At 58.7% G+C, this 19182-nt stretch carries 22 protein-coding genes; 11 read left to right on the top strand and 11 right to left on the bottom strand.

Features of this window, described 5'->3' with window-relative positions; translation table 11 throughout:
* Positions 1–90 precede the first annotated feature (90 nt).
* Positions 91–1059: a ComEC/Rec2 family competence protein gene (locus tag ACMGFM_RS11845; RefSeq protein WP_436902832.1), complete on the top strand. Its 969-nt coding sequence runs from the start codon at positions 91–93 to the stop codon at positions 1057–1059.
* On the top strand, positions 1056–1322 hold the full coding sequence (locus ACMGFM_RS11840; protein ID WP_436902831.1) for a DUF3006 domain-containing protein: 267 nt from the start codon (positions 1056–1058) through the stop codon (positions 1320–1322). The genes ACMGFM_RS11845 and ACMGFM_RS11840 overlap by 4 nt, the downstream gene beginning before the upstream one ends.
* On the opposite strand, the gene ACMGFM_RS11835 is transcribed toward ACMGFM_RS11840, so the two are convergent.
* Positions 1221–1805, bottom strand: coding sequence for a hypothetical protein (locus ACMGFM_RS11835; protein ID WP_436902830.1), 585 nt, complete (start codon positions 1803–1805; stop codon positions 1221–1223). The two genes, ACMGFM_RS11840 and ACMGFM_RS11835, sit on opposite strands and share 102 nt — an antisense overlap.
* Before the next feature lie 106 nt (positions 1806–1911).
* Here ACMGFM_RS11835 and ACMGFM_RS11830 point away from each other — a divergent pair, with 106 nt between their 5' ends.
* The 4 genes from ACMGFM_RS11830 (at position 1912) to ACMGFM_RS11815 (ending at position 5510) form a co-directional block, all read left to right on the top strand.
* The gene (locus ACMGFM_RS11830; RefSeq protein WP_436902829.1) at positions 1912–2973 is read left to right on the top strand and encodes a CNNM domain-containing protein; all 1062 of its coding nucleotides are present in this window, start codon (positions 1912–1914) and stop codon (positions 2971–2973) included.
* 275 nt (positions 2974–3248) lie between these two features.
* Positions 3249–4199 carry a hypothetical protein gene (locus tag ACMGFM_RS11825; protein ID WP_436902828.1) on the top strand — a complete coding sequence of 317 codons (951 nt, stop codon included), beginning with the start codon at positions 3249–3251 and terminating at the stop codon, positions 4197–4199.
* Positions 4200–4269: 70 nt separating this feature from the next.
* Positions 4270–4551: a hypothetical protein gene (locus ACMGFM_RS11820; protein WP_436902827.1), complete on the top strand. Its 282-nt coding sequence runs from the start codon at positions 4270–4272 to the stop codon at positions 4549–4551.
* Positions 4552–4727: 176 nt separating this feature from the next.
* Positions 4728–5510, top strand: coding sequence for an RlmE family RNA methyltransferase (locus ACMGFM_RS11815; protein ID WP_436902826.1), 783 nt, complete (start codon positions 4728–4730; stop codon positions 5508–5510).
* Between the two features lie 15 nt (positions 5511–5525).
* On the opposite strand, the gene ACMGFM_RS11810 is transcribed toward ACMGFM_RS11815, so the two are convergent.
* A complete protein-coding gene (locus ACMGFM_RS11810; protein WP_436902825.1) occupies positions 5526–5693 on the bottom strand; it encodes a hypothetical protein in 168 nt (55 codons plus the stop codon).
* Positions 5694–5958: 265 nt separating this feature from the next.
* Here ACMGFM_RS11810 and ACMGFM_RS11805 point away from each other — a divergent pair, with 265 nt between their 5' ends.
* Genes ACMGFM_RS11805 through ACMGFM_RS11795 form a run of 3 tightly spaced genes read left to right on the top strand, consistent with a single transcriptional unit; the run spans position 5959 to position 7864 of the window.
* Positions 5959–6882, top strand: coding sequence for a DMT family transporter (locus ACMGFM_RS11805; protein ID WP_436902824.1), 924 nt, complete (start codon positions 5959–5961; stop codon positions 6880–6882).
* 48 nt (positions 6883–6930) lie between these two features.
* Positions 6931–7617, top strand: a complete 687-nt coding sequence (locus tag ACMGFM_RS11800) for a metal-dependent transcriptional regulator (RefSeq protein WP_436902823.1) — start codon at positions 6931–6933, stop codon at positions 7615–7617.
* 52 nt (positions 7618–7669) lie between these two features.
* Entirely contained in the window at positions 7670–7864 is a 195-nt protein-coding gene (locus tag ACMGFM_RS11795; RefSeq protein ID WP_159762732.1) for a 30S ribosomal protein S17e, read from the top strand.
* Positions 7865–7935: 71 nt separating this feature from the next.
* Here the strand turns inward: ACMGFM_RS11795 and ACMGFM_RS11790 are convergent, their stop codons facing one another.
* From ACMGFM_RS11790 to ACMGFM_RS11770, 5 genes are all read right to left on the bottom strand, one after another.
* Positions 7936–8082 carry a DUF7331 family protein gene (locus ACMGFM_RS11790; protein ID WP_436902822.1) on the bottom strand — a complete coding sequence of 49 codons (147 nt, stop codon included), beginning with the start codon at positions 8080–8082 and terminating at the stop codon, positions 7936–7938.
* 123 nt (positions 8083–8205) lie between these two features.
* Entirely contained in the window at positions 8206–9525 is a 1320-nt protein-coding gene (gene purD, locus ACMGFM_RS11785) for a phosphoribosylamine--glycine ligase (RefSeq protein ID WP_436902821.1), read from the bottom strand.
* 46 nt (positions 9526–9571) lie between these two features.
* Positions 9572–10363 carry a hypothetical protein gene (locus ACMGFM_RS11780; protein WP_436902820.1) on the bottom strand — a complete coding sequence of 264 codons (792 nt, stop codon included), beginning with the start codon at positions 10361–10363 and terminating at the stop codon, positions 9572–9574.
* A gap of 68 nt (positions 10364–10431) precedes the next feature.
* The gene (locus tag ACMGFM_RS11775; RefSeq protein WP_436902819.1) at positions 10432–11157 is read right to left on the bottom strand and encodes a guanosine phosphorylase; all 726 of its coding nucleotides are present in this window, start codon (positions 11155–11157) and stop codon (positions 10432–10434) included.
* A 45-nt stretch (positions 11158–11202) separates the two neighbouring features.
* Positions 11203–12057 carry a DUF63 family protein gene (locus ACMGFM_RS11770; RefSeq protein ID WP_436902818.1) on the bottom strand — a complete coding sequence of 285 codons (855 nt, stop codon included), beginning with the start codon at positions 12055–12057 and terminating at the stop codon, positions 11203–11205.
* Between the two features lie 82 nt (positions 12058–12139).
* Between ACMGFM_RS11770 and deoC the strand changes: the two genes are divergently transcribed.
* Complete coding sequence (gene deoC / locus ACMGFM_RS11765) at positions 12140–12775, top strand: deoxyribose-phosphate aldolase (protein WP_436902817.1); 636 nt, start codon at positions 12140–12142, stop codon at positions 12773–12775.
* A gap of 4 nt (positions 12776–12779) precedes the next feature.
* On the opposite strand, the gene ACMGFM_RS11760 is transcribed toward deoC, so the two are convergent.
* From ACMGFM_RS11760 to prf1, 3 genes are all read right to left on the bottom strand, one after another.
* Positions 12780–13709 carry a hypothetical protein gene (locus ACMGFM_RS11760; protein ID WP_436902816.1) on the bottom strand — a complete coding sequence of 310 codons (930 nt, stop codon included), beginning with the start codon at positions 13707–13709 and terminating at the stop codon, positions 12780–12782.
* Between the two features lie 68 nt (positions 13710–13777).
* A complete protein-coding gene (locus tag ACMGFM_RS11755; protein ID WP_436902815.1) occupies positions 13778–14449 on the bottom strand; it encodes an SdpI family protein in 672 nt (223 codons plus the stop codon).
* A gap of 64 nt (positions 14450–14513) precedes the next feature.
* Entirely contained in the window at positions 14514–15767 is a 1254-nt protein-coding gene (prf1, locus tag ACMGFM_RS11750) for a peptide chain release factor aRF-1 (RefSeq protein WP_436902814.1), read from the bottom strand.
* 129 nt (positions 15768–15896) lie between these two features.
* Here prf1 and ACMGFM_RS11745 point away from each other — a divergent pair, with 129 nt between their 5' ends.
* Positions 15897–16712 (top strand): MinD/ParA family ATP-binding protein, encoded by an 816-nt coding sequence (locus ACMGFM_RS11745; RefSeq protein WP_436902813.1) that lies wholly within the window; start codon positions 15897–15899, stop codon positions 16710–16712.
* A 188-nt stretch (positions 16713–16900) separates the two neighbouring features.
* On the opposite strand, the gene ACMGFM_RS11740 is transcribed toward ACMGFM_RS11745, so the two are convergent.
* Positions 16901–18844: a PAS domain S-box protein gene (locus ACMGFM_RS11740; protein ID WP_436902812.1), complete on the bottom strand. Its 1944-nt coding sequence runs from the start codon at positions 18842–18844 to the stop codon at positions 16901–16903.
* Positions 18845–19182: the final 338 nt, after the last annotated feature.

Below are 19182 nucleotides of genomic sequence, written 5' to 3'. Positions count from 1 at the left end.
CATTGGCTGCTGTTAGACCGCAGGGACATTGGCTCTTTTGATGGTGGAGCCGGCCGCAAGTATCATTCCAGTTTGGCTCTAGCAGTGTGTATGCGCCGGGTACTCGTGGTCATCCTTGCCGGAACGCTCGTCCTCGCGGGCTGTACGACCCCCGTCACAACCGACGGGCCACAGTCCCCGGACGGCGAACTGGAGATCCACCACATCGACGTTGGGCAGGCAGACGCGACACTACTGATCGGTCCCGAAGGAGAGACAATACTGATAGACACCGGCGACTATCGGGCTGACGGGGAGGAGGTCTTAGCGTATCTCGACGAGCAGGGAGTGGAACGCATCGACCACCTCGTCACGACACACCCACACGCCGACCACATCGGCGGCCACGAGGCGGTCATCGACACCTACGAGACCGAGCGTGACGGTATCGGTGCAATATACGACCCCGGCGCGACGACCACGACCAACACCTACGATGAGTATCTCGACGCCGTCGAACGCCACGACGTCGAACTGTTCGAGGTCAAGCGCGGTGACATGCTGCCGACCGAGGGGCCAATCGAGGCCGAAGTGCTGCACCCCGGTTCGTCGAAACCGGAGAACCTGAACGACGACAGTATCGCCCTCTCGATTTCGTTCGGGGAGACGACGTATCTGACGACGGGCGACGTTGAATCCGGAGTCGAATCCACGCTGGTCGAGGAGTACGGCGACGAACTGGAGGCCGACATCTACCAGGCCGGCCATCACGGCTCCTCGACCTCTTCGACCGAGGAGTTCCTCAGCACAGTCGACCCATCGGTATCAGTTATCTCCAGCGCAGGGGACAGTCGGTTCGGCCATCCGCACGACGAGACGCTCGAACGCTTCGCCGAGCACGGTATCGAGACGTACTGGACCGGCGCACACGGCAACGTCGTCGTCACCACAGACGGACAGCGCGTGAGCGTCCAAACCGAGCGTGACCGCCCGACCGACGCCGAAGAACTGCTCGAATTGAAACCAATCAAGGATACGACCGAACAGATTGCTGTCGCGCCGTCAGCACCCAGACCATGACCGAAACACGCACCGCTGTAATCGACCGAATCGAGGACGGGATAGCCGTGCTGATATTCGACGGCGAGGACCCCCCAGACGGACTGGATATCGACGTGGCCGAACTCCCGGACGAGGCAGCACACGAGGGTGCTGTCCTCGCGGTCACGATGTCCGAGGGCTCAGTCGAGAGCATCGAAGGCCGACCCGACGAGGAAAACGAACGTCGCGAACGCGCCCAGAACCGCTTCGACCGACTCTCGAAGCGACTCGGCGACGAATAACTCAGGGACACGCGATAGTCTGGCGCTTAATCCCCTGGTCGACGAAGGTAACTGCTCCCGAAGCAAGTGGGACAACCGCCGCTCTGCCGCCGTAGCCGTGGGTCTGGTCGTGACCACGAACGACGACACAGGAACAGCGTCTGGAATCGTGATCGTCTCCGAGCGCGTAAACGGCTGTTGGCTGTGCGGATGCAGGAGTTCGCGTCGACCGAGTTGCTCGCTGTCAGGGCGTTCGACCTGCCACCAGTTCGCGTAGCCCTCCTCACCGTTGTCGTCGTGGTGTAGCGTTACACCGAAGGTACGGCACTGGCCGTCAGCCTCGACAGCGACATCGACGACGTTGGCCTCCCGCAGGTCCAGGTCAGTGTGCTCGTTAGTCGAGGGGCTCGCGCTCTCTTCGCCCAGACAGCCCGCTATCCCGAGCGACGCCGCAGCACCGGCAGAGAGAAGCCTGCGCCGGGACAGAGCGCCACGGATGGACATACCAGTCTATTCGACCGCTGGCATGATAACGATGCACTCATCAGAATTGCTGAGTGGGGGAGGTAACCCGGAGGTATTTATGCCCGAACGCTGGTAGTATCTGGAAATGAATACGGTAGAGGTAAGTCTTCGGCTCCTTGCCGGGGTAGCGCTCATTCTCACGAACGGCTTTTTCGTCGCAATCGAGTTCGCCCTGACCCGAGCGCGGCAGTACGACCGCGAGGAATTTATCGGTGACATGCCGGCACTGGAGCGAGCGTGGGAGATGACACAGAATCTGGAGGTGTATCTGACGACCTGTCAGGTTGGGATTACGGCGTCGAGTATCGCTGTCGGTATCGTCGCGGAACCGGCACTGGCGTCGCTGTTCGAGCCGATATTTGCCAACAGTGCGCTGGCCTCGGTCGGCGCAGGCGCAATCATTGCCTTTCTCATCATCAACCTCGTCCACCTGACTCACGGCGAGCAGACCCCGACATACCTCGGCGTCGAGCGCTCGCAGATGGTCTGTCGGTACGGCGCAGCGCCGCTGTACTGGTTTCACAGGCTCATCTCGCCGCTGATTACGCTCGGTGACTGGGTCGCGAAAGGCACGCTCAAACTGTTCGGCGTCGAGATGACCGGCGCGTGGCTCGAAACCGAACAGGAGGCGCTGGAATCGCGCGCACAGTTGCGCAACCGAATCGGCTCGCTGCTGGACGAAGGTGAGATTCCGGAGGAACGCCAAGACGAAGTGCTCAGTGCGCTCGATATCGGGACGCTCTCAGTTCGAGAAGTGATGAATCCTGCCGAGGAGATTGTCTCACTGTCGACGACGGCCACGCCAGAGGAGAACCTCGACCGGATTCGAAACACCCCACACACCCGGTTCCCACTGGTCGGCGAGGACCTGACCGACTTCCACGGCATCGTCTATGCCCCGTCGATTATCGACCACTTCGAGGAACTTCGTGAGGAAACACTCTCGTTCCGTGACATCGCGGCCCCGCCGGTGACCATTGGGGCCGAGACCAGTGTGAGCGACGCCTTCGACCAGTTCCAGGCAGAAGACCAGGAACTGGCGCTGGTCATCGAAGCCGGCGAGGTTGTCGGATTGCTGACCGCGACGGACGCCCTCGAAGCGGTGATGGGCGAACTCGAAGACCCACTCGACAAGGAATTGGCCTGAGTAGGTCCGGAGACGCCGGGCGTCTCGCGCCGTCCGATGTTTCTTTCAGCGTGGGTATGCACTCTACTGCTATGAGTGACGAGCCATCGCTCGGACTGACACTCGTGAAGGGGAGCCACGATGGGCGGTAAAGACGAGTACTACAACAACTCTTGCCGTTTTGTTATGCTTACTATCTGATTTACAGCCTGCGGTCCTATTCAGTAATCAACACAAGTAGCGAATCAAAGAGAACCGTAGTGGCATTTTTACATCGTCATTGATATACAATCTATATGGATCAGAGACTATCACGTCGACAACTGATATCTGTCATTGGATTAGGTGCGATTGGATCTATTGCAGGATGTAGCAGTAGTGATGATAGTGGAGATGATGACGGTAGTGATGACAATAGTAGTGATACCAATCAAAACAATCAAGATGAATCTGATAGTGAGGACCAAGATCAGTCAGATAATCAGGACCAACAAAATAGTGATAATGAACAAGAAAATGAAGATCCAGAACCAGCAGAATTTGAGATAGTCAGTACAAGTGGATCTGGGACATACACGGTTGGAGATACTATAGAATTAGTTGCAACAGTTAGAAATGTCGGTGGACAGGCTGGCACTTTTGACCCACCGTTAGAATATTCGGTCCCAAGTACAGATGAATGGCAAGAAGAGACAGAACAACAGTCAGAAGATGGATCAGAAGACGAACCATTAGAGATACCTGCTGGTGAGACAAGAGAATGGACATCAAATCAGGTGACGGCAGAAAGAGAAAGTATTGGAACACTGCAGGTCAGATTTGCAGATTATAACGCACAATGGCAATTTACCATAGAGCCTGATTCATACGCGCCACAAATTCAAAATGTCAGTTTAGTTGAAACTGATGAACAGTACGATGGAGAGTTGGTTAATACTCTATCATCTGCCCAATCAGGTGAGATAATCAAAATAGGATTTGTTTACGAATATATTATGCAAAATCAGGAATTAAATGTTTTTGAGCAGTGCAGAGTATACAACACGGAAACAGGTGAAAGAGTTGGTAGCCGTACGTTTGAAGATCAACAAATATTTGGAAGAAATGGATATACCGTATTTGAACACGGTTTGCAATTTGATACGACAGGATGGGGTGCAGGAGAATATCAGGCTGAGATAATAATCCGCGATAATATCAGTGGCGAAGTATCCAACAGAGAAACTACCACGTTCACATTGGAATAACTCTATTTTATCAGACCCTATTTAAGATGTCCAAAGAACAGATATAAGTGACCAGTCCGAACCTGCGTCTATGGATAATATGAAATCCAGATTACAAGAACAGTTTGATAGAAGCGTCAACGTTGAAAAGAAAAAAGACATCGAAAATGGAGAGGAGTATCTGGTCAATACAGCACAGCGTAATCCAAGCGAAACAATCAGACAGAGGTTTGAAAGAGAATTGGATCAGATCGACGGCAACATCATATACACACGTGGCAGAAAATACCAGATCGATATATGGAGAAGTGGAAGTACGGGTGAACCATTGTCTGAAATAGGTGGGTACGCAATCCAAGTTAAAAGTAGTTAGTTTGTTTTGATCTGTACGCACTTAGAATCATCACCATTCCAATCAATCTCTACCAAATCACTATCCTCTGCAATCTGTTCGACCTGTTCTGCTATCTGTACGTCACCGTATCCAAGATAGATGTCTGATAGTCGTCGTCCGCTACAATGATACACCTGTGAGACGAATTAGTATATATGACAGATAAGGACATGTACTACAACAAGGCCAAACAGCAGGGCTATCGCGCCCGCTCGGCGTACAAACTCCAGCAACTCGACGAAACGGCGGGACTGCTTGGCGACGGCAACACTGTCGTCGACCTCGGTGCGGCCCCGGGTGGCTGGATGCAGGTCGCCGCCGAGGAGGTTGGCCCGAACGGAACCGTCATCGGCGTCGACCGACAGAACATCTCCGACCTCGACGACCCCGAATCCAACGTCGAGTATATCCGCGGCGACATTACCGAGGACTGGACACGTGACGAGATTTGCAGCGTCGTCGGCGGTGACGACCGACCGGTCGACGTTGTCATCTCGGATATGGCACCGAATATGAGCGGAGAGTACGACCTCGACCACGCGCGGTCGGTCCACCTCGCCCGACAGGCCTTCGACGTGGCCGACGAACTGCTCACCTCTGGCGGTGACCTGGCGGTGAAGGTGTTCGACGGCCGGGACCTGACCGACCTCGAAGACGAGATTGCCGAGGAGTTCGAGTACGTCCGGCAGGTCCGCCCCGACGCCTCCCGAGACGCCTCTTCAGAGCTGTATCTGGTCGCGAAGAATTACCTGACTGCACCAGTTCGAGTGGGCGACGAACTCGAAGTCGAGATTACTGACACCGGCGACGAGGGCGACGGCATCGCACAGGTCGAGGGGTTCACGCTGTTCGTGCCCGGCGGCGAGGCTGGCGAGACGTACACCGTCGTCGTCGACGATGTCAAGCCGCGGTTTGGCTTCGCCGAGATTGTCGACTAACGCCCTGCGAAGTGATTAGAATTCGACAGCGCCGATGGCCAACTCCTCGGCACACTGCGAACAATCAAAACTCTTGACGAACTCTGCACACTCCGAGTGGACGGCCAGTCCACAGTTTTTGCACTGTTCGACCCCGTTGTCGCCGATGTCTTCGTGACAGACGGTACATCGCTTGTGGATCATCATGGTATCTTTTTACACACCAGTAGCTGAGAGTTTCACGCTCGCCTATATATCAATTATCCAACCACACAGACAGGTCTACACAGAGACAGGTGTCGGTCTCGGTAAACGAGCCAGTCGGTCGGCCTTCGACCAGAAATCACGGGTATCAGCAGGCGAGTAGTATTCTGTTCTCGGAAGTGACACAAAATAATGTATAAAAAAGAATCAGAGCAGGACCGAATCGTCCCATTGATTTGGGCTCGGCAGCGAGTTCGAACAACGCGTGAAGTACAGAAACGCCGCCTTGTTCGTCGTGCTCGCAACAGTCTGGGGCAGTTCGTTCACGGCGATTCGGGCCGGCCTAGAGTTTTTCCCGCCAGTGCTCTTTGCCGCGTTACGATACGACATCGCGGCCGTGGTGATGCTTGGCTACGCTCTCTACGCCGTCGAGCGCTGGCGACCGGTCGACCGCGCAGAATGGACTGTCGTCGTCATCGGCGGTGTCTTCCTGATTGCCGCCTACCACGTTTTCCTCTTTATTGGCGAGCAGGGCACCACGAGCGCAGCGGCAGCAGTCGTCGTGAGTCTGTCGCCGGTGTTGACGACCGGATTCGCCCGGGTGCTGTTGCCAGACGAACGACTCCGACCGCTCGGGTTGCTCGGGTTGGCCATCGGCTTCGTTGGCGTCGTCGTACTGAGTAATCCCGACCCGGGAAACCTGCTGGCGACACGAACGGTCTCGCTGGCGCTGGTCTTTCTGGCCGCACTATCCTTTGCCTTCGGCAGCGTGCTGACGCGACGCGTCGATGACGACCTGCCCATCGAGACGATGGAGGCGTGGTCGATGCTGCTCGGAGCAGTCCTGATGCACGGGATTAGTCTCGGACTTGGCGAGTCGATGGGGAGCGTGACGTGGACGAGCGAGGGACTGATTGCCCTTGGTTATCTCAGTTTCGTGGCCAGCGCCGCTGGCTTCCTGATTTACTTCGATCTGCTCGACCGACTCGGTCCAATCGAAATCAACCTCGTCTCCTATGCCGCGCCGTTCGCGGCAGCGGTGACCGGACTGGTCTTTCTCGGCGAGCGCCCAACAGTTATCACCGCAGCAGGGTTCGGGCTGATCTGTTGTGGGTTCGTACTCATCAAACGAGAGGCGATCCAGAAGGAACTGCGAGCGGCCCGTTCACGGGAGCGTTCGGGCGAGTAATCGTGAATAGTCGGCATCCTTATACGGAAACCTCTGTTAGCTCGGAGTATGCTGAGCGCGAAGATGGAGGACTATCTGAAGGCGATCTACGAGATTACGCAACGGGAGGGCGAGCCCGTTTCGACATCGAGTATCGCCGAGCTGCTCGACGTGACCCCGCCGACAGCGACGAGTATGATGGAGAAACTCGAAGAGCGCGAACTCGTCGAACGCGAGAAGTACAAGGGGGTCGCGCTAACCCGAGAAGGGGAGACAGTCGCGCTCGAAGTTATCCGTCACCACCGCCTGCTCGAAACCTACCTCGCCGAGCAGTTGGGCTACGACTGGGCAACAGTCCACGAAGAAGCGGATACGCTCGAACACCACATCAGCGAGGAGTTCGAGCAGCGCGTTGCGGAGTTACTCGACGACCCCGAAGTCGACCCACACGGCGACCCAATTCCCAACGACGCGCTCGAACCTGTCGTCGAAGACGCAGACCGACGCCTCAGCAACCACGAGGAAGGAGAGCAACTGGTGGTCACCCGGGTTCGTGACCGCGACCCCGAGGAACTCGATTATCTGCAGGACGCGGGCGTCACGCCGGGAACGACCGTCACCATCGAAGAAGTGGCACCGATCGGGATGCTCACGCTGCGGTTGGAGGATGACGAAACTATCTCACTGCCAGACTCCATCGCCGAGGCAATTCGCGTCCGAGCACCGGACGACGCTGTCGAAGCCTCGCCAGAGTGAGTACGACGAAGTCGAATGATATTAAAGTCCGACCGCGCTATGACCGACAACGATGGCTATCAAACCTGCCTACGTCAAGAAGACAGGCCGGACGCTGATGGAGCAGTATCCGGACGCGTTCGGACCGGATTTCGAGCACAACAAAGAAGTCGTGATGGAGCTTACGAACATCGAGTCCAAGGGGGTTCGAAACCGAATTGCGGGCTACGTGACTCGGAAGATGGCGGCGCCGCAGGAAGCGAACTAATCTGATTTTGTCTCCGTATTCTCCGAGCTAGTCAGCGGTGCGCTTGGTGAGTGGGTTCACGAACACCTCGCTCACTGCTGTACGTCGACTGTGTGGTTCGACTGAATCCACGCTGTCTTTTTCGAGCGGTCGTAGATGACAAACTCGCCGTCGCCAGCCTCGACTGCCTGGTACTCTGGTTCCTCCCCGGTGTCGTTATCCTGTGGTTGCTTTTTCATACCAATCTAAGGGTTTTGTTGCCCTCTGATGGAGTAAACAACACACAGTTTCATAATTGTTTCGACAGCAGCGCGATACAGTTGGCACTAGCCACGAGCAGAAAACCCAAAAAACCGCTCGCGTTACTCGCCGCGAAGCTCAGCCATGTGGTCGATGCGCTGCTGGACGATGTCAGGCTTGCCGATGTCGTGGCGGACGCGGAGGCCCTCTTCGCCGGCCTCCCGGATGGCGGCGTCAGCAATCGCTTCGGCGTCGGTGATCGTCTCGGCAACGCCAACGACGGCGAACGACCGCGAGGTGGTCGTATAGATACCGTCGTCGCGCTCGTCGACGCTTGCGTAGTAGAGCAATGCGTCGCCGTTGCCGTGTTCGTCGGCAACTTGTGCGACATCGTTGTCGTCGATAGTTACCTTCGCACCGGCTTTGGGGTCGGTCGGATAGCCGTCCGGAACGGCATACTTACAGACCGTTGCCCGCGGTGAGAAGGACAGTTTCGGAAGCGATTCGTCCTCCCGGGCGGCGACCAGTACGTCGAGCAGGTCGGTGTTGAGTACCGGTAGCGTGTTCATCGCTTCCGGGTCACCGAAGCGGGCGTTGAACTCGACAACTTTGATACCATCGGTGGTCAGCATGAACTGCCCGTAGAGAATTCCCTTGTAACCTTCGAGGGAATTAACTGTTGCCCGGAGTACATCGACTGCCTCGCTGTACTCCGCTTCAGACATGAATGGGAGTTCGAGCGAGGCGTCGCTGTAGGCGCCCATTCCCCCGGTGTTTGGGCCTTCGTCTCCTTCGTAGGCACGTTTGTGGTCCTGCACGGCTGGCGTCACTCGGAGTTGGCCGTTGGCGACGAAGGCCTGAATGGTGAACTCCTCACCAATGAGGCGTTCTTCGAGAACGATCCGCTCGTACTCGGAGGTGCGGATGTACTCTTTTGCTTCCTCGGCAGTCACCTGCTCGCCCATGACACGGACGCCTTTGCCGCCGGTCAGTCCCGCAGGTTTGACGACCAGGTCACCGTCGTACTCGTCGATGTACGCACAGGCAGCGTCCATATCCTCGAACGTCTCGAAGTCCGGACAGCCCGGGATATCGTGTTCCTGCATGAACCGCCGCTGGAAGGCCTTGTCCGTCTCGATGCGGGCTTGGGCTTCCTGTGGACCGAAGGCGTAGACACCGGCGTCGTCGAGGGCGTCGGCGACGCCCGCCTGGAGCGGTGCCTCCGGGCCGATAACCGCAATCGTCGCGTCGACGTCTTCGGCGTAACTCCGGACAGCCGTCGGGTTCGTCGTGTCCAGCGTCTCGAACCCCTCGGCGAGTCGGGCGATACCTGGGTTTCGGTTCCCTGCACAGGCGTAGAGCGTGGCGTCACTGTCGGCCAAAGCGCGGCCGACGGCGTGCTCACGGCCGCCGCCACCGACCAACAGCACTGTCTCGTCCATACACGTAGGCCCGACCGAACCGAGTGTAAAACTTCCGTTCCTCGCGTCATTCCTCCGGCGTAAGGACGTACCGGTAGGTGACGCCGGGGTCGGTGCACCGCACTGCAAGGGGCTGGTCCGGGCCGGTCTGGAGAGTGACCTGCCCCTCGATAGCCTGCACGATCCGAGCGAGTCCGGGACCGAACTGATGAGAGACGGCGGGCCCCTCAACCGTCCCGGCGAGCGTACCCGTCGCTGTCGAGTGTTCGCCGCCCACCTCGAACCCAAGTTCGTCAGCGAGCGACAACGGATACGAATCGACCTGACAGCGGTCGGTCGCGGCGACGAGTCGCTCGAGTTCTGCGGCACTGGTCTCCGCTGTCGTCGGGACCGGTTGCCGGTCTTCGTCGAGGAACTGTCCATCATCGAAACGGTCGGGGAGCGTAATTTCGACCGCGTCGAGCACTGTTGTCGGGTCAATGCAGTCCAGTGTCGCCGTTCGGCGCTCGCTTGCGAACTGAAACGCACTCGCGTACTCCGCACCAGCCTCACCGAGCACAGAAACTGTCAGTGACTCGTCGTCGGCGAAATACGTCAGCCAGTCCAGCGCGGGCCCGACCGGGAGCAATGCGGCGGTTGGCTCGAAGACCGTCAACTCCTCGAACAGCGACGCGTCGAATGTACAGTATGAGCCCAACGGCGCGTCGACAGCGTTGGCGGGTGTATCGATGTACTCGGGGCGAATCCGGACGAACATCTCGGTGCGTGGGTCGTGGCCCTCCACGGCGAGGGCAGCAGTCCCGATTGCCTGCCGCAGTGTGTCTGGTTCACACTGCAAAACTGCGAGGTCGTCTGCCATACGCGGAGGGTCGGTCCGAGCGCATTTGTAGCAAGGGGGTTCGTTTCTGCCGCGACGACCGGCCTGTCTCAGAGTCTGGTCGCGGTTTCCAGCGAGATCTCGATAGCGCGTGCAACGTTGTCTTTGGCTTTCTCCGGGAGTTCCTCGTCCTCGGTCTCCCCTTTCTGTGTCCCCTCGACGAGATTGCCGTCGACGGTACAAATTGCGCCAGCGCGCATGCCCTTGCGACGAGCGATGGTGAACAGCGCGGCCGCCTCCATCTCGACAGCGAGGAGTCCTGCGTCCTCCCAGGAGTTGACGTACTCGTCAGTCTCGGCATAAAAGGCGTCGTCAGTGGCAATCGGCCCAACGTGGACCGGGGCGTCGTGCTCGTTTGCGGTTTCGGTCAGCGTCGAAAGCACCTCGTAGTCGGGGACAGCAGGAACAGTCGCTGACTCGTAGCGTTTGGTCGTCCCCTCGTCTTTGGCCGCGCCGGTGGCGACAATCATGTCGCCAATCTCGATGTCGGACTGGAGTGCGCCGGTGGTTCCAACCCGCAGCACTGTCTCGACACCCACCGCCGACAGTTCTTCGGCAGCGATGGCTGCCGAGGGTGAGCCAATCCCTGTCGAACAGAGTGTCAGTTCGCGACCCTCGTAGGTGGCGTTGACGAGTTTGTACTCGCGGTTGCTTGCGACGACAGTGTGGTCGTCACAGTGGTCGGCGATGCGGTCGACTCGACCCGGGTCGCCCGGAACGAGCGCGATATCTGTCAGGTCGCCGGCTTCGACGAGAAGGTGTGGCTGTTTCGCCATACGCTGTGGTCGGGGGCCGCGGTAGTAAAAACAGCGAAGCGACGGTTAGGGGGAGAGCAAAAACAGGAAGAAGTTGTTTGTCGCCGGCCCGAGTCCGAACACAGCAATGAGTGTCAGGAGGAGATTCGCCTGTGCAGGTTCGTCGTCGACGTAATCTGCGAAGAGGATGATAATAGCCGAGGCGAGGATGATTTTCACGAGGACGAACAGCCAGCCCACGCCGATAGTGTCGGCAACGGGCAGGCGGGCAGAAAAGTCAAGAATCATCGCTGGCAGTGCCGAGCGTTCGCCGCCACCAAGCACGTCGACACCGATTGCTGTGGTGATGCCGTCGAAGATGTGTGCAAAGAGGACAAAGGCACCGACATATCGGACCTGCGCGATGACGTAGGTTCGCCACGCGCCAATCGCGATGTAGACAACGAACGTGACCACAAGCGAGAGGATAAGAGCAAGCACTGGCCAGATGGGCTCCATCGGCGCGATTGCTTCGTCGAGACCCTGCCAGAGGAGCAATCCGGTCAGCGGGATCACGACACCGAGACCGGTCGCGAGGAGATAGGTCGCAATCCTGTTGCTCCGGTCACGACTCGGGACAATAATTGACGCGAGAGCCCAGATCAGCCCCACTGCGATGAACGTCGTTAGATAGACAGCAGGAGCCGAAAATAATGGTTCGATTGCCGGCGGGTACAGTTGCCGCCCGAGAATGTCTCCAAGTTGCCAGAAGACGTGCAGGATACTTCCGCTGATAATCCACGGAATGAATGACAGAACAATCCGCTGTGTGAACGGCGGGCGGAGTGCGTACAACAACACTCCAATCGTCACCGTTCCGATCAGAAGCGCCGCCGACTGGATCGGCCCCGGAACGACAAACCCGCTGAATGGCGCAGCCATACCGCGAGTGTGATATCGCCCCACTCAAAACAGTTCCGGTCACGAACAGTATTTTTAACCGCTGAGGCCGTCGAACAGCAATATGGACGATATCCCCGGACGCATCGAACATACCGTGCTCGGCCCGACAACAGCGTGGGACGATGTCGAGGCCGTCCTCGACGCCGCCGAGGAATACGGGTTGCGAGCCTGTCTCCCCCCGTGTTACGTTGCCGAGGCGACGGAGTACGCTCCCGACATCCAGGTCAGCACCGTCGTCGGCTTTCCGCACGGCCAGCACACGACCGAAACGAAGTGTGCTGAAGCGACCAGTGCGTGGCAGGACGGCGCGAGCGAACTCGACCTCGTGCCCAATCTCGGCCGAGCGCAAGAGAATGTCGCGGCTATCCAGGCAGAGGTCGAAGAGGTTGTTGCGGCAGTTCCCATTCCAGTGAAAGTGATTCTCGAAACGTCGCTGTTTTCCGAGGCCGAACTTCGGGACCTCTGTCAGGCCGCCATCGACGGGAATGCCGCATTTCTGAAAACAGCAACAGGCTTTGCCAACGGCGGCGCAACGGTCGAAGACGTCGAGTTACTGGCCGAGTACGGGTCGGTCAAAGCCAGCGGCGGCGTTGGCTCGTGGGAGTTTGCCGAGGAGTTACTCGACGCAGGTGCCGAGCGTATCGGTGCCTCGAGCGGTGACACAATCGTTGCCGAATATCTCGACCAAGAAGCGTAGGGACTCAACTACTACCGTCAGATTCAGTCGAGTCACCAGCGCGACTGCCCGAAGCGCCCTCCGCGGTTGCACTACTGCTCGCCCAGGAACTCCCGTAACTACCGTTCGGGTGCTCGACGGTGACCGAGTCCAGTCCGTCCGGATGTTCAACATCGACGCTGGCAGTGTACTCGACGATTCCGAGCGGCATCGTCCCCATCGTGCCCTCTTCTCGTGTCGACTCGACCCCAACTGCCACGCGAAGCGTTGTGCCGTGGACGGTTGCTTCTTTCATGACCGCCTCATAGTGCGGGTGTTCAGTCGGAATTGCACCGTCGATGGTGACCGCACCAGTCTCACTCTCGGGAAGTGTGACTTCGGCACGGCCCCTGTCACCCGACCCTCGGGACTCACTCGTGGTCTCCGTGAGTGTTGCCCCGCGGACAGCCGGCGGCCCCTGGTCAATATCTGCCGCAGGCACCTCGTAGCTCTGCCCGTTGGCGTGGCTGACAGACACTTGCTCGACATCGTCAGGACTCCGTCCCGAGAGTCTGGCTTCGTAGTAGACGCTACCGCGACAGTCAGCGCACGCCTCGTCTGACTGAGCAACAACATCGACTGTCACCGACAGCGTGCCGTCAGCGAACGAGTGTGCGGTCAGTTCGGGGTCGTAGCAGGGAGTTGGTGCGGGGAGTTCTCCGGAGATGACGAACTCGTCATCGTCGAGAAAGACCGTTGCCTCGCCGGAGTCGGACATCGCGCAACTACTCCCAACGCGTTCGACGGACGCTGTCAGTGACAGTTCGTCTGTGCTCGACTCAGTGTTTGTATCGTCATCTGTCGGGTTATCCGCAGCTTCGGAATCTGGGTCATCGTTGCTGACACAGCCAGCGAGAGCGACGGCACCGGCGCCTGCTGCACCGACGAGTGCTGCTCGTCTCGTGAGTTCGGTCATGTTCGGTAGATGACGCGTCACATATAAACAGTCGATGGAGAGTCAAACAGACGTTTGAATCCAGCCGATCAACTCGGGGCCGCAACGTCGCTGTCCTCGTCGAGTTGGCGATAACAGTAGTAGGAGTAGACGGTGGTGATAATCGCGGTGGTAATCGTGGCGCCGAGGATAACGAAAATCGCGATGTCACCAAAGAAGAGCGCGGCGGCAGAGACGACTGCAGTGAGTTTGAACAGCGTCGCGCCGAGGTCGTGTGTCCGGTCCCAGACCTCGTCGCTACTGAGCGTCCACGGGGTCCGGATACCGATAAACCAGTTTCGTTCGGCGTGGTCGAGCACGATGCCGATGTAGTAAAACAGCGCGGCCATCCCGGCGAGGACCACCAGCGTGAACTCGAACTCGTAGCCGAGGTTGAACGCAATGACCGCGAGGTGGACGGCGGACAGGTAAGCCGCCAAGACGACGGCGAACCAGTCGTACTGGGTACGGAAGGACTCGATGTTCTCACCGAGTGGGTCCAGTCGCGGAAGGACAGCAAGGAGACCGACCACTCCGAGGGTCACCGCGGGCAGCAAGACCAACGCAGGCACCTTCGCGAGCGTGCCGTTTGACTCACCGCTCGCGTCCCAGTTGGTCACCAGTTCGGCCGGCAGGTCGGGGGCGGCCAGCGCGCCGACGGCGCCAGCGAGCACCGCAAACAGCGCGGCCAACCCGAATCGAGAGCGAGTTGTGAGTTGCATAGCTGTCACTACGCGCACGGCTGTCTTGAGTCTATATGCCGTGTTTCTCGGCGAGAATCTGTCCTTACACGCCAGTCGAATAGCGCAACAAACCGGCAACACCACCGAATGCTGTCAGCAACTGCTCGCCTTTCTCGAAGTCTGTCGAGATGAACATCGTCTCGCTGCCGCGCTGCTCGGCCAGTTCGATGAGGTGGTCGATGGCGTCCTCGCGCTCCCCGTCGTCACTCTCGATTTCTTCGCCGCAGCGCGAACACTCGTGGTCGGGCGTCGATTCGTTCTGGTCGAGGAACTCGTACTCGTCGTGGCCGTTGGGACACTCGTAGGCAACAACATCTTTCCGCAGGTCTTCGCTGATGAGCAGCGTCTCGACAGCCCCCATCATCAGGTTCTCTCGGGTCGCACCGAACCCGTAGGTGGCCTTGTTGCCGTCGTGGAGTTGCTCGAAGAACTGCTCCATCGTCTGCTTGTCTTCGAGCACTTCGTGTTCGGCCAGCACCTCGTCTGCGGCGTCGACGAGGTCGTACAGTCCGGATTCGTCGGTGTATGAAACGTCGAACTTCCCGAGCACCATATCCTGCAGTTCGTGGTGCAGATAATCGCCGTCGAGGAACTCGTCTTTGGTCGGTGAGGGACCGCCGACGAGGATGCCATCGAGCTCGTGGCGCTGGTCGACGAACAGGTCGTTTGCCATCCCGGCAACCTCCTGATAGAAGTTGTCGATGGCTTCGAGTCGCAGACGGGCGAATCGCTGGGCGGACTGCCCACCTTTTCGCTGCTTGCCCGGGACGAGTGAGGTGGCAGACTTGACTGGTTCGACGCGTTTACCACGGAGCCAACCGACGTTGGCCTCTCGGCGGTCGAGGACGACGAGGCCAAAGAGACCCTTGTCGCCCATCATCTCCGCGAGCGGTTCAGTCAGAAACTCTGCGTCGCAGTGATAGCGGAACGACTCGATTGGCTGGGGTGGGCTTTCGAGGACGCGGGTAATCATTTTCGTCTGGCCGCCACCGTCGTCGACGGCTCCGGAGAAAATAACCATCCCGTTTTCGGGCGGCCTCACGTCGTAGTATTTCAGCCGGTCTTTGATGCTTTTCAGGGCGTCCTGGACGTTCGTTCGAGTTTCTTTGGACTTGATGTTGCTCGCTTCGGAGTGTTCCTGCGTGACGTGGGCAACGACATCGCTAATGAGACGCTCCGGAGGAATGTAGATGGTAACCAACTGCGTCCCGGAGCCACGGTAATCTTTCAACTCCTCGATTACCTTCTGGAACTCGTATTTTTGTTTGTCCGTCTGCTCGTGCTCGGACTCGCTCATTGGCTGTATTTGGCCGGTCTGGTGTAAGTACCTGTTGACCTGCCAGTTCGAGGCGAGTGTCTGACAGATGAGAGACAACAGAGGAATGGCTTTATATCGTGGCGAGTACAGGTGTTATATAATCAAAGAATGGCGGGGTACGTCTGTACGATTGCCGGTGGGAAAGGAGGCGTTGGAAAGACCACCACAGCGATCAATATCGCGGCAGCGCTCGAAGAGAACGGCTACGATACCGTCGTCGTCGACGCCGACCTCGGCATGGCGAACCTCGGCAACATGCTCGGACTCGACTACGAGACGAGCATTCACGAGGTCCTCGCCGGCGAAGAGACGGTCAGCGCAGCGCTCAACGACGCACAGATGGGGATGACCGTCATCCCGGGCGAGCAAAGTCTCGAAGCCTTCGCCGAGGCCGACCCGGCGAAACTCCGGAAGGTCATCAACACGCTCAAAAACACCTTCGACGTCGTGCTCGTCGACACGGGCGCAGGACTGAGCCACGAAACGACGGTCCCGCTTGGTCTTGCGGATGGCGTTTTGCTCGTGACGACACCTGACGACGTGGCGGTCAACGACACCATCAAGACGGCCGACCTGGCCGAGCGTGTCGACGGCACAGTCATCGGCGCGCTGATTACTCGCGTCACCCGGGATACCTACGTCCAGGAGATTGCCGACAAGTTCGACGTGCCACTGCTGGGTGTGATTCCGGTCGATATCGACGCGACAGAGGAGGAGCCGCTACTCCAGAACGCGGCCGAGAGCGACCCAGCCGACGCCTACCGCCAACTCGCGGCGTCACTCGAAGGAGTCTTCTTCGAGGGCGCAGACAGCACGGACCTCGAACGCGTCTTCGATAGCCAGTGGTTCCTCGACGAGGAGGAAGACAAGGATGAAGACGAAGACGAGGACAGCGACGGCGTCTTCGGCGGGATTTTTGGCTAACGCCACCATCTTTTTCATCGTCGGGTGCGCGCTGTCGGCGCGCACCTCTCCTCGAAAAACATGGGTGAAAAACTCCTCGCCGCTCGCTGCTCACGGCTTCGCCGTTCGCTTCCGAGGTCTCACTTCGTTCGACCTCGCATCGCTCGCGGCGAGCGAACCGCGCCTTCGGCGCGGATGCTCCGCGACAGTCACCGAAACAGCACAGTCGGTCCGCGTTCGACGTCTGAGACTGACTGGTCGTCAGTGATGGCTGGCACGCGAACGAGTGCAGTGGTGTCATCGCTGTCGTTCTCTGGGAGTCGGAACGACCCGCCGTAGCGGGTAACAATCCAGTTGACCAGCCAGAGACCGAGACCGGAACCGTGTTCGAGTCCCGTTTCAGTGCCTGTGTTGATGGCCGCCCGCTCCATGTCGTCGATTCCGGGGCCGTCGTCACGGACGGTGATTTCGAGCCACTCGGCCTCGCGGGTCGTGGTAATCTCGACGGTCGGCGACGGGCTTGGATTGTGTTTGACGGCGTTTTCGAGCAGTTCCGACAGCGCGCGTTCGAGTTCGGGCCCAGCACAGGCGTCGGCGTCAGTCTCGACAGTCACCGAGACGTCGGCGTCTGGCCAGCGATGACGGGCTGAGTCAGCGAGTGAGTCGAGCAGTCCGTCGACGTCGAGGCGTTCGGGGCTCCGTTCAGTACGAGCGGTCGCTTCGAGGTCACGGGCTTGCTCGCTCAGCCCCGTGAGTTCGTCGGAGACCCGGGCGAGGCGGTCGCTTGTTTCTCGAAGCTGATCCCGGTCCGCGTCCGGAAGCGTCGCCGCAGAGCCACCGACGACCGACATCCCGTTGCGGAGGTTGTGCCGCAGCACCCGGTTGAGCAGTTGGATGAGTTGCTCGGTACGGCGGCGCTCGGTCACGTCAGTCTGGAAGCCGAGATACTGGGTGAGTTCGCTCTCGTCGAAAACGGGGTTGATCTGGACGCGGTTCCAGAACGGCGTTCCGTTCTTCCGGTAGTTGAGCAGTTCGACCGTCGTCGACTCGCCAGCCTCGATTGCCTCGCGGAACCGCGCGACTGCCTCGGGGTCAGTCCCCTCGCCCTGGAGAAACCGACAGTTTCGCCCGAGCGCTTCGGCCTCGCTGTAGCCGGTGAGGCGCTCGAAGCCGTCGTTGATGTAGATCATCGGGTCGTTCGGCTGGTGGGGGTCGACGATGGTGATACCCATCGTCGCGTCGTCCATTGCCCGGTTCTTGATGCGGAGTTCCCGCTGCTGGGCCTGGCGTTCGGTCACGTCACGGCCGACACCCTGGACGCCGACCACCTCGCCGTCGTCGGTGACCGGCGTGGCGTTGATTTCGAGGGTCACTGCCTGGTCATTTACGTCGAGAAAGTCCAGTACTAGCCCTTCGACTGGTGTGCCGGTCAGCAGGCGCTCGTAGGCAGGGTCAGCCGTTTCGATGCCAGATTCACAGAGGTAGTCGTAAAACTGCTGGCCGACCATCGTCTCCGGTTCGTAGCCCAGAATACGCTCGACGGCCGCGGAGACGTAGGTGAACTGCGCGTCGGTGTCGACACGGAAGATGATGTCAGAGCTGTTCTCGGCGATACCCTCGAAGCGTTGTTTCTGCTCGCGGAGTCGCTCGTTGCGGGCCTCAATCTCGCGCTCGTACTGTTGGCGTTCGAGCGCCGTCCCGATCAACGTGGCCAGTAGTTCGAGAAATATCTCTTGGCTCTCTGAAAACGGTTCGTCGCGCTCGTCTTCGGCAGCGAAGCAGATTGTGCCGTAGATATCGTCGTCGACGACAACCTGCATCCCGATGTACGTGCCCAGATTGAACGTATTAATAGCGCTATCGGAAATTGACGAGACACTGGCGTCCTGTACCGCAAGCACACCGTCGGCATCGACGGCGTGGCGACAGTAGGACTGTTCGAGCGGACAGGATTCACCGGGCTGGATCAGCGGATGCTCGCCGACCGCACAGACAATGCGTTGGTCATCGTCGATAAAGCGCGTAAAGAAGCCAATCGGGATGTCAAAATAGTCTGTTCCAACCGCGAGTGCCCGGTTGACTTTTTCCTCGACGTCGGGGTCGCTCTCGGCGAAGATTTTGTAGACGCGTTCCCGTGCCGACGCTGAGTTCATGGCTATAGAATGGAGTGTGGATATTTAAAAAAATGGATTGTGTATGACAGAAGAATATAGTTTCACTGAAACGGGAACACTCAACTGCTCGTGAGGTCACAGCGGAGTCGTTCTGTCCCGCAGTCTTGGTTCGGTAACGCTTGTCCATTGGCCTCGCATGGACACAGTTGTCACAGTCACTGTTACGCTTGAGGACAGTCGCCGAACGCTGCGCGCTCACGGCTTCGCCGTCCGTGCAGCGAGGCGATTCTCCGGACGCGCCGACGGCGCGTCCGGCCTTTTTCACCCATGTTTTTCGAGGAGCGGTTCGCGCCCACGGCGCGAACCCGACGATGAAA

The organism is Halovenus halobia, assembly GCF_051414135.1.
Classification (GTDB): domain Archaea; phylum Halobacteriota; class Halobacteria; order Halobacteriales; family Haloarculaceae; genus Halovenus; species Halovenus halobia.
Note: the sequence above shows the minus strand (reverse complement) of the source record. Positions and strands in the feature narration are given on the sequence as shown.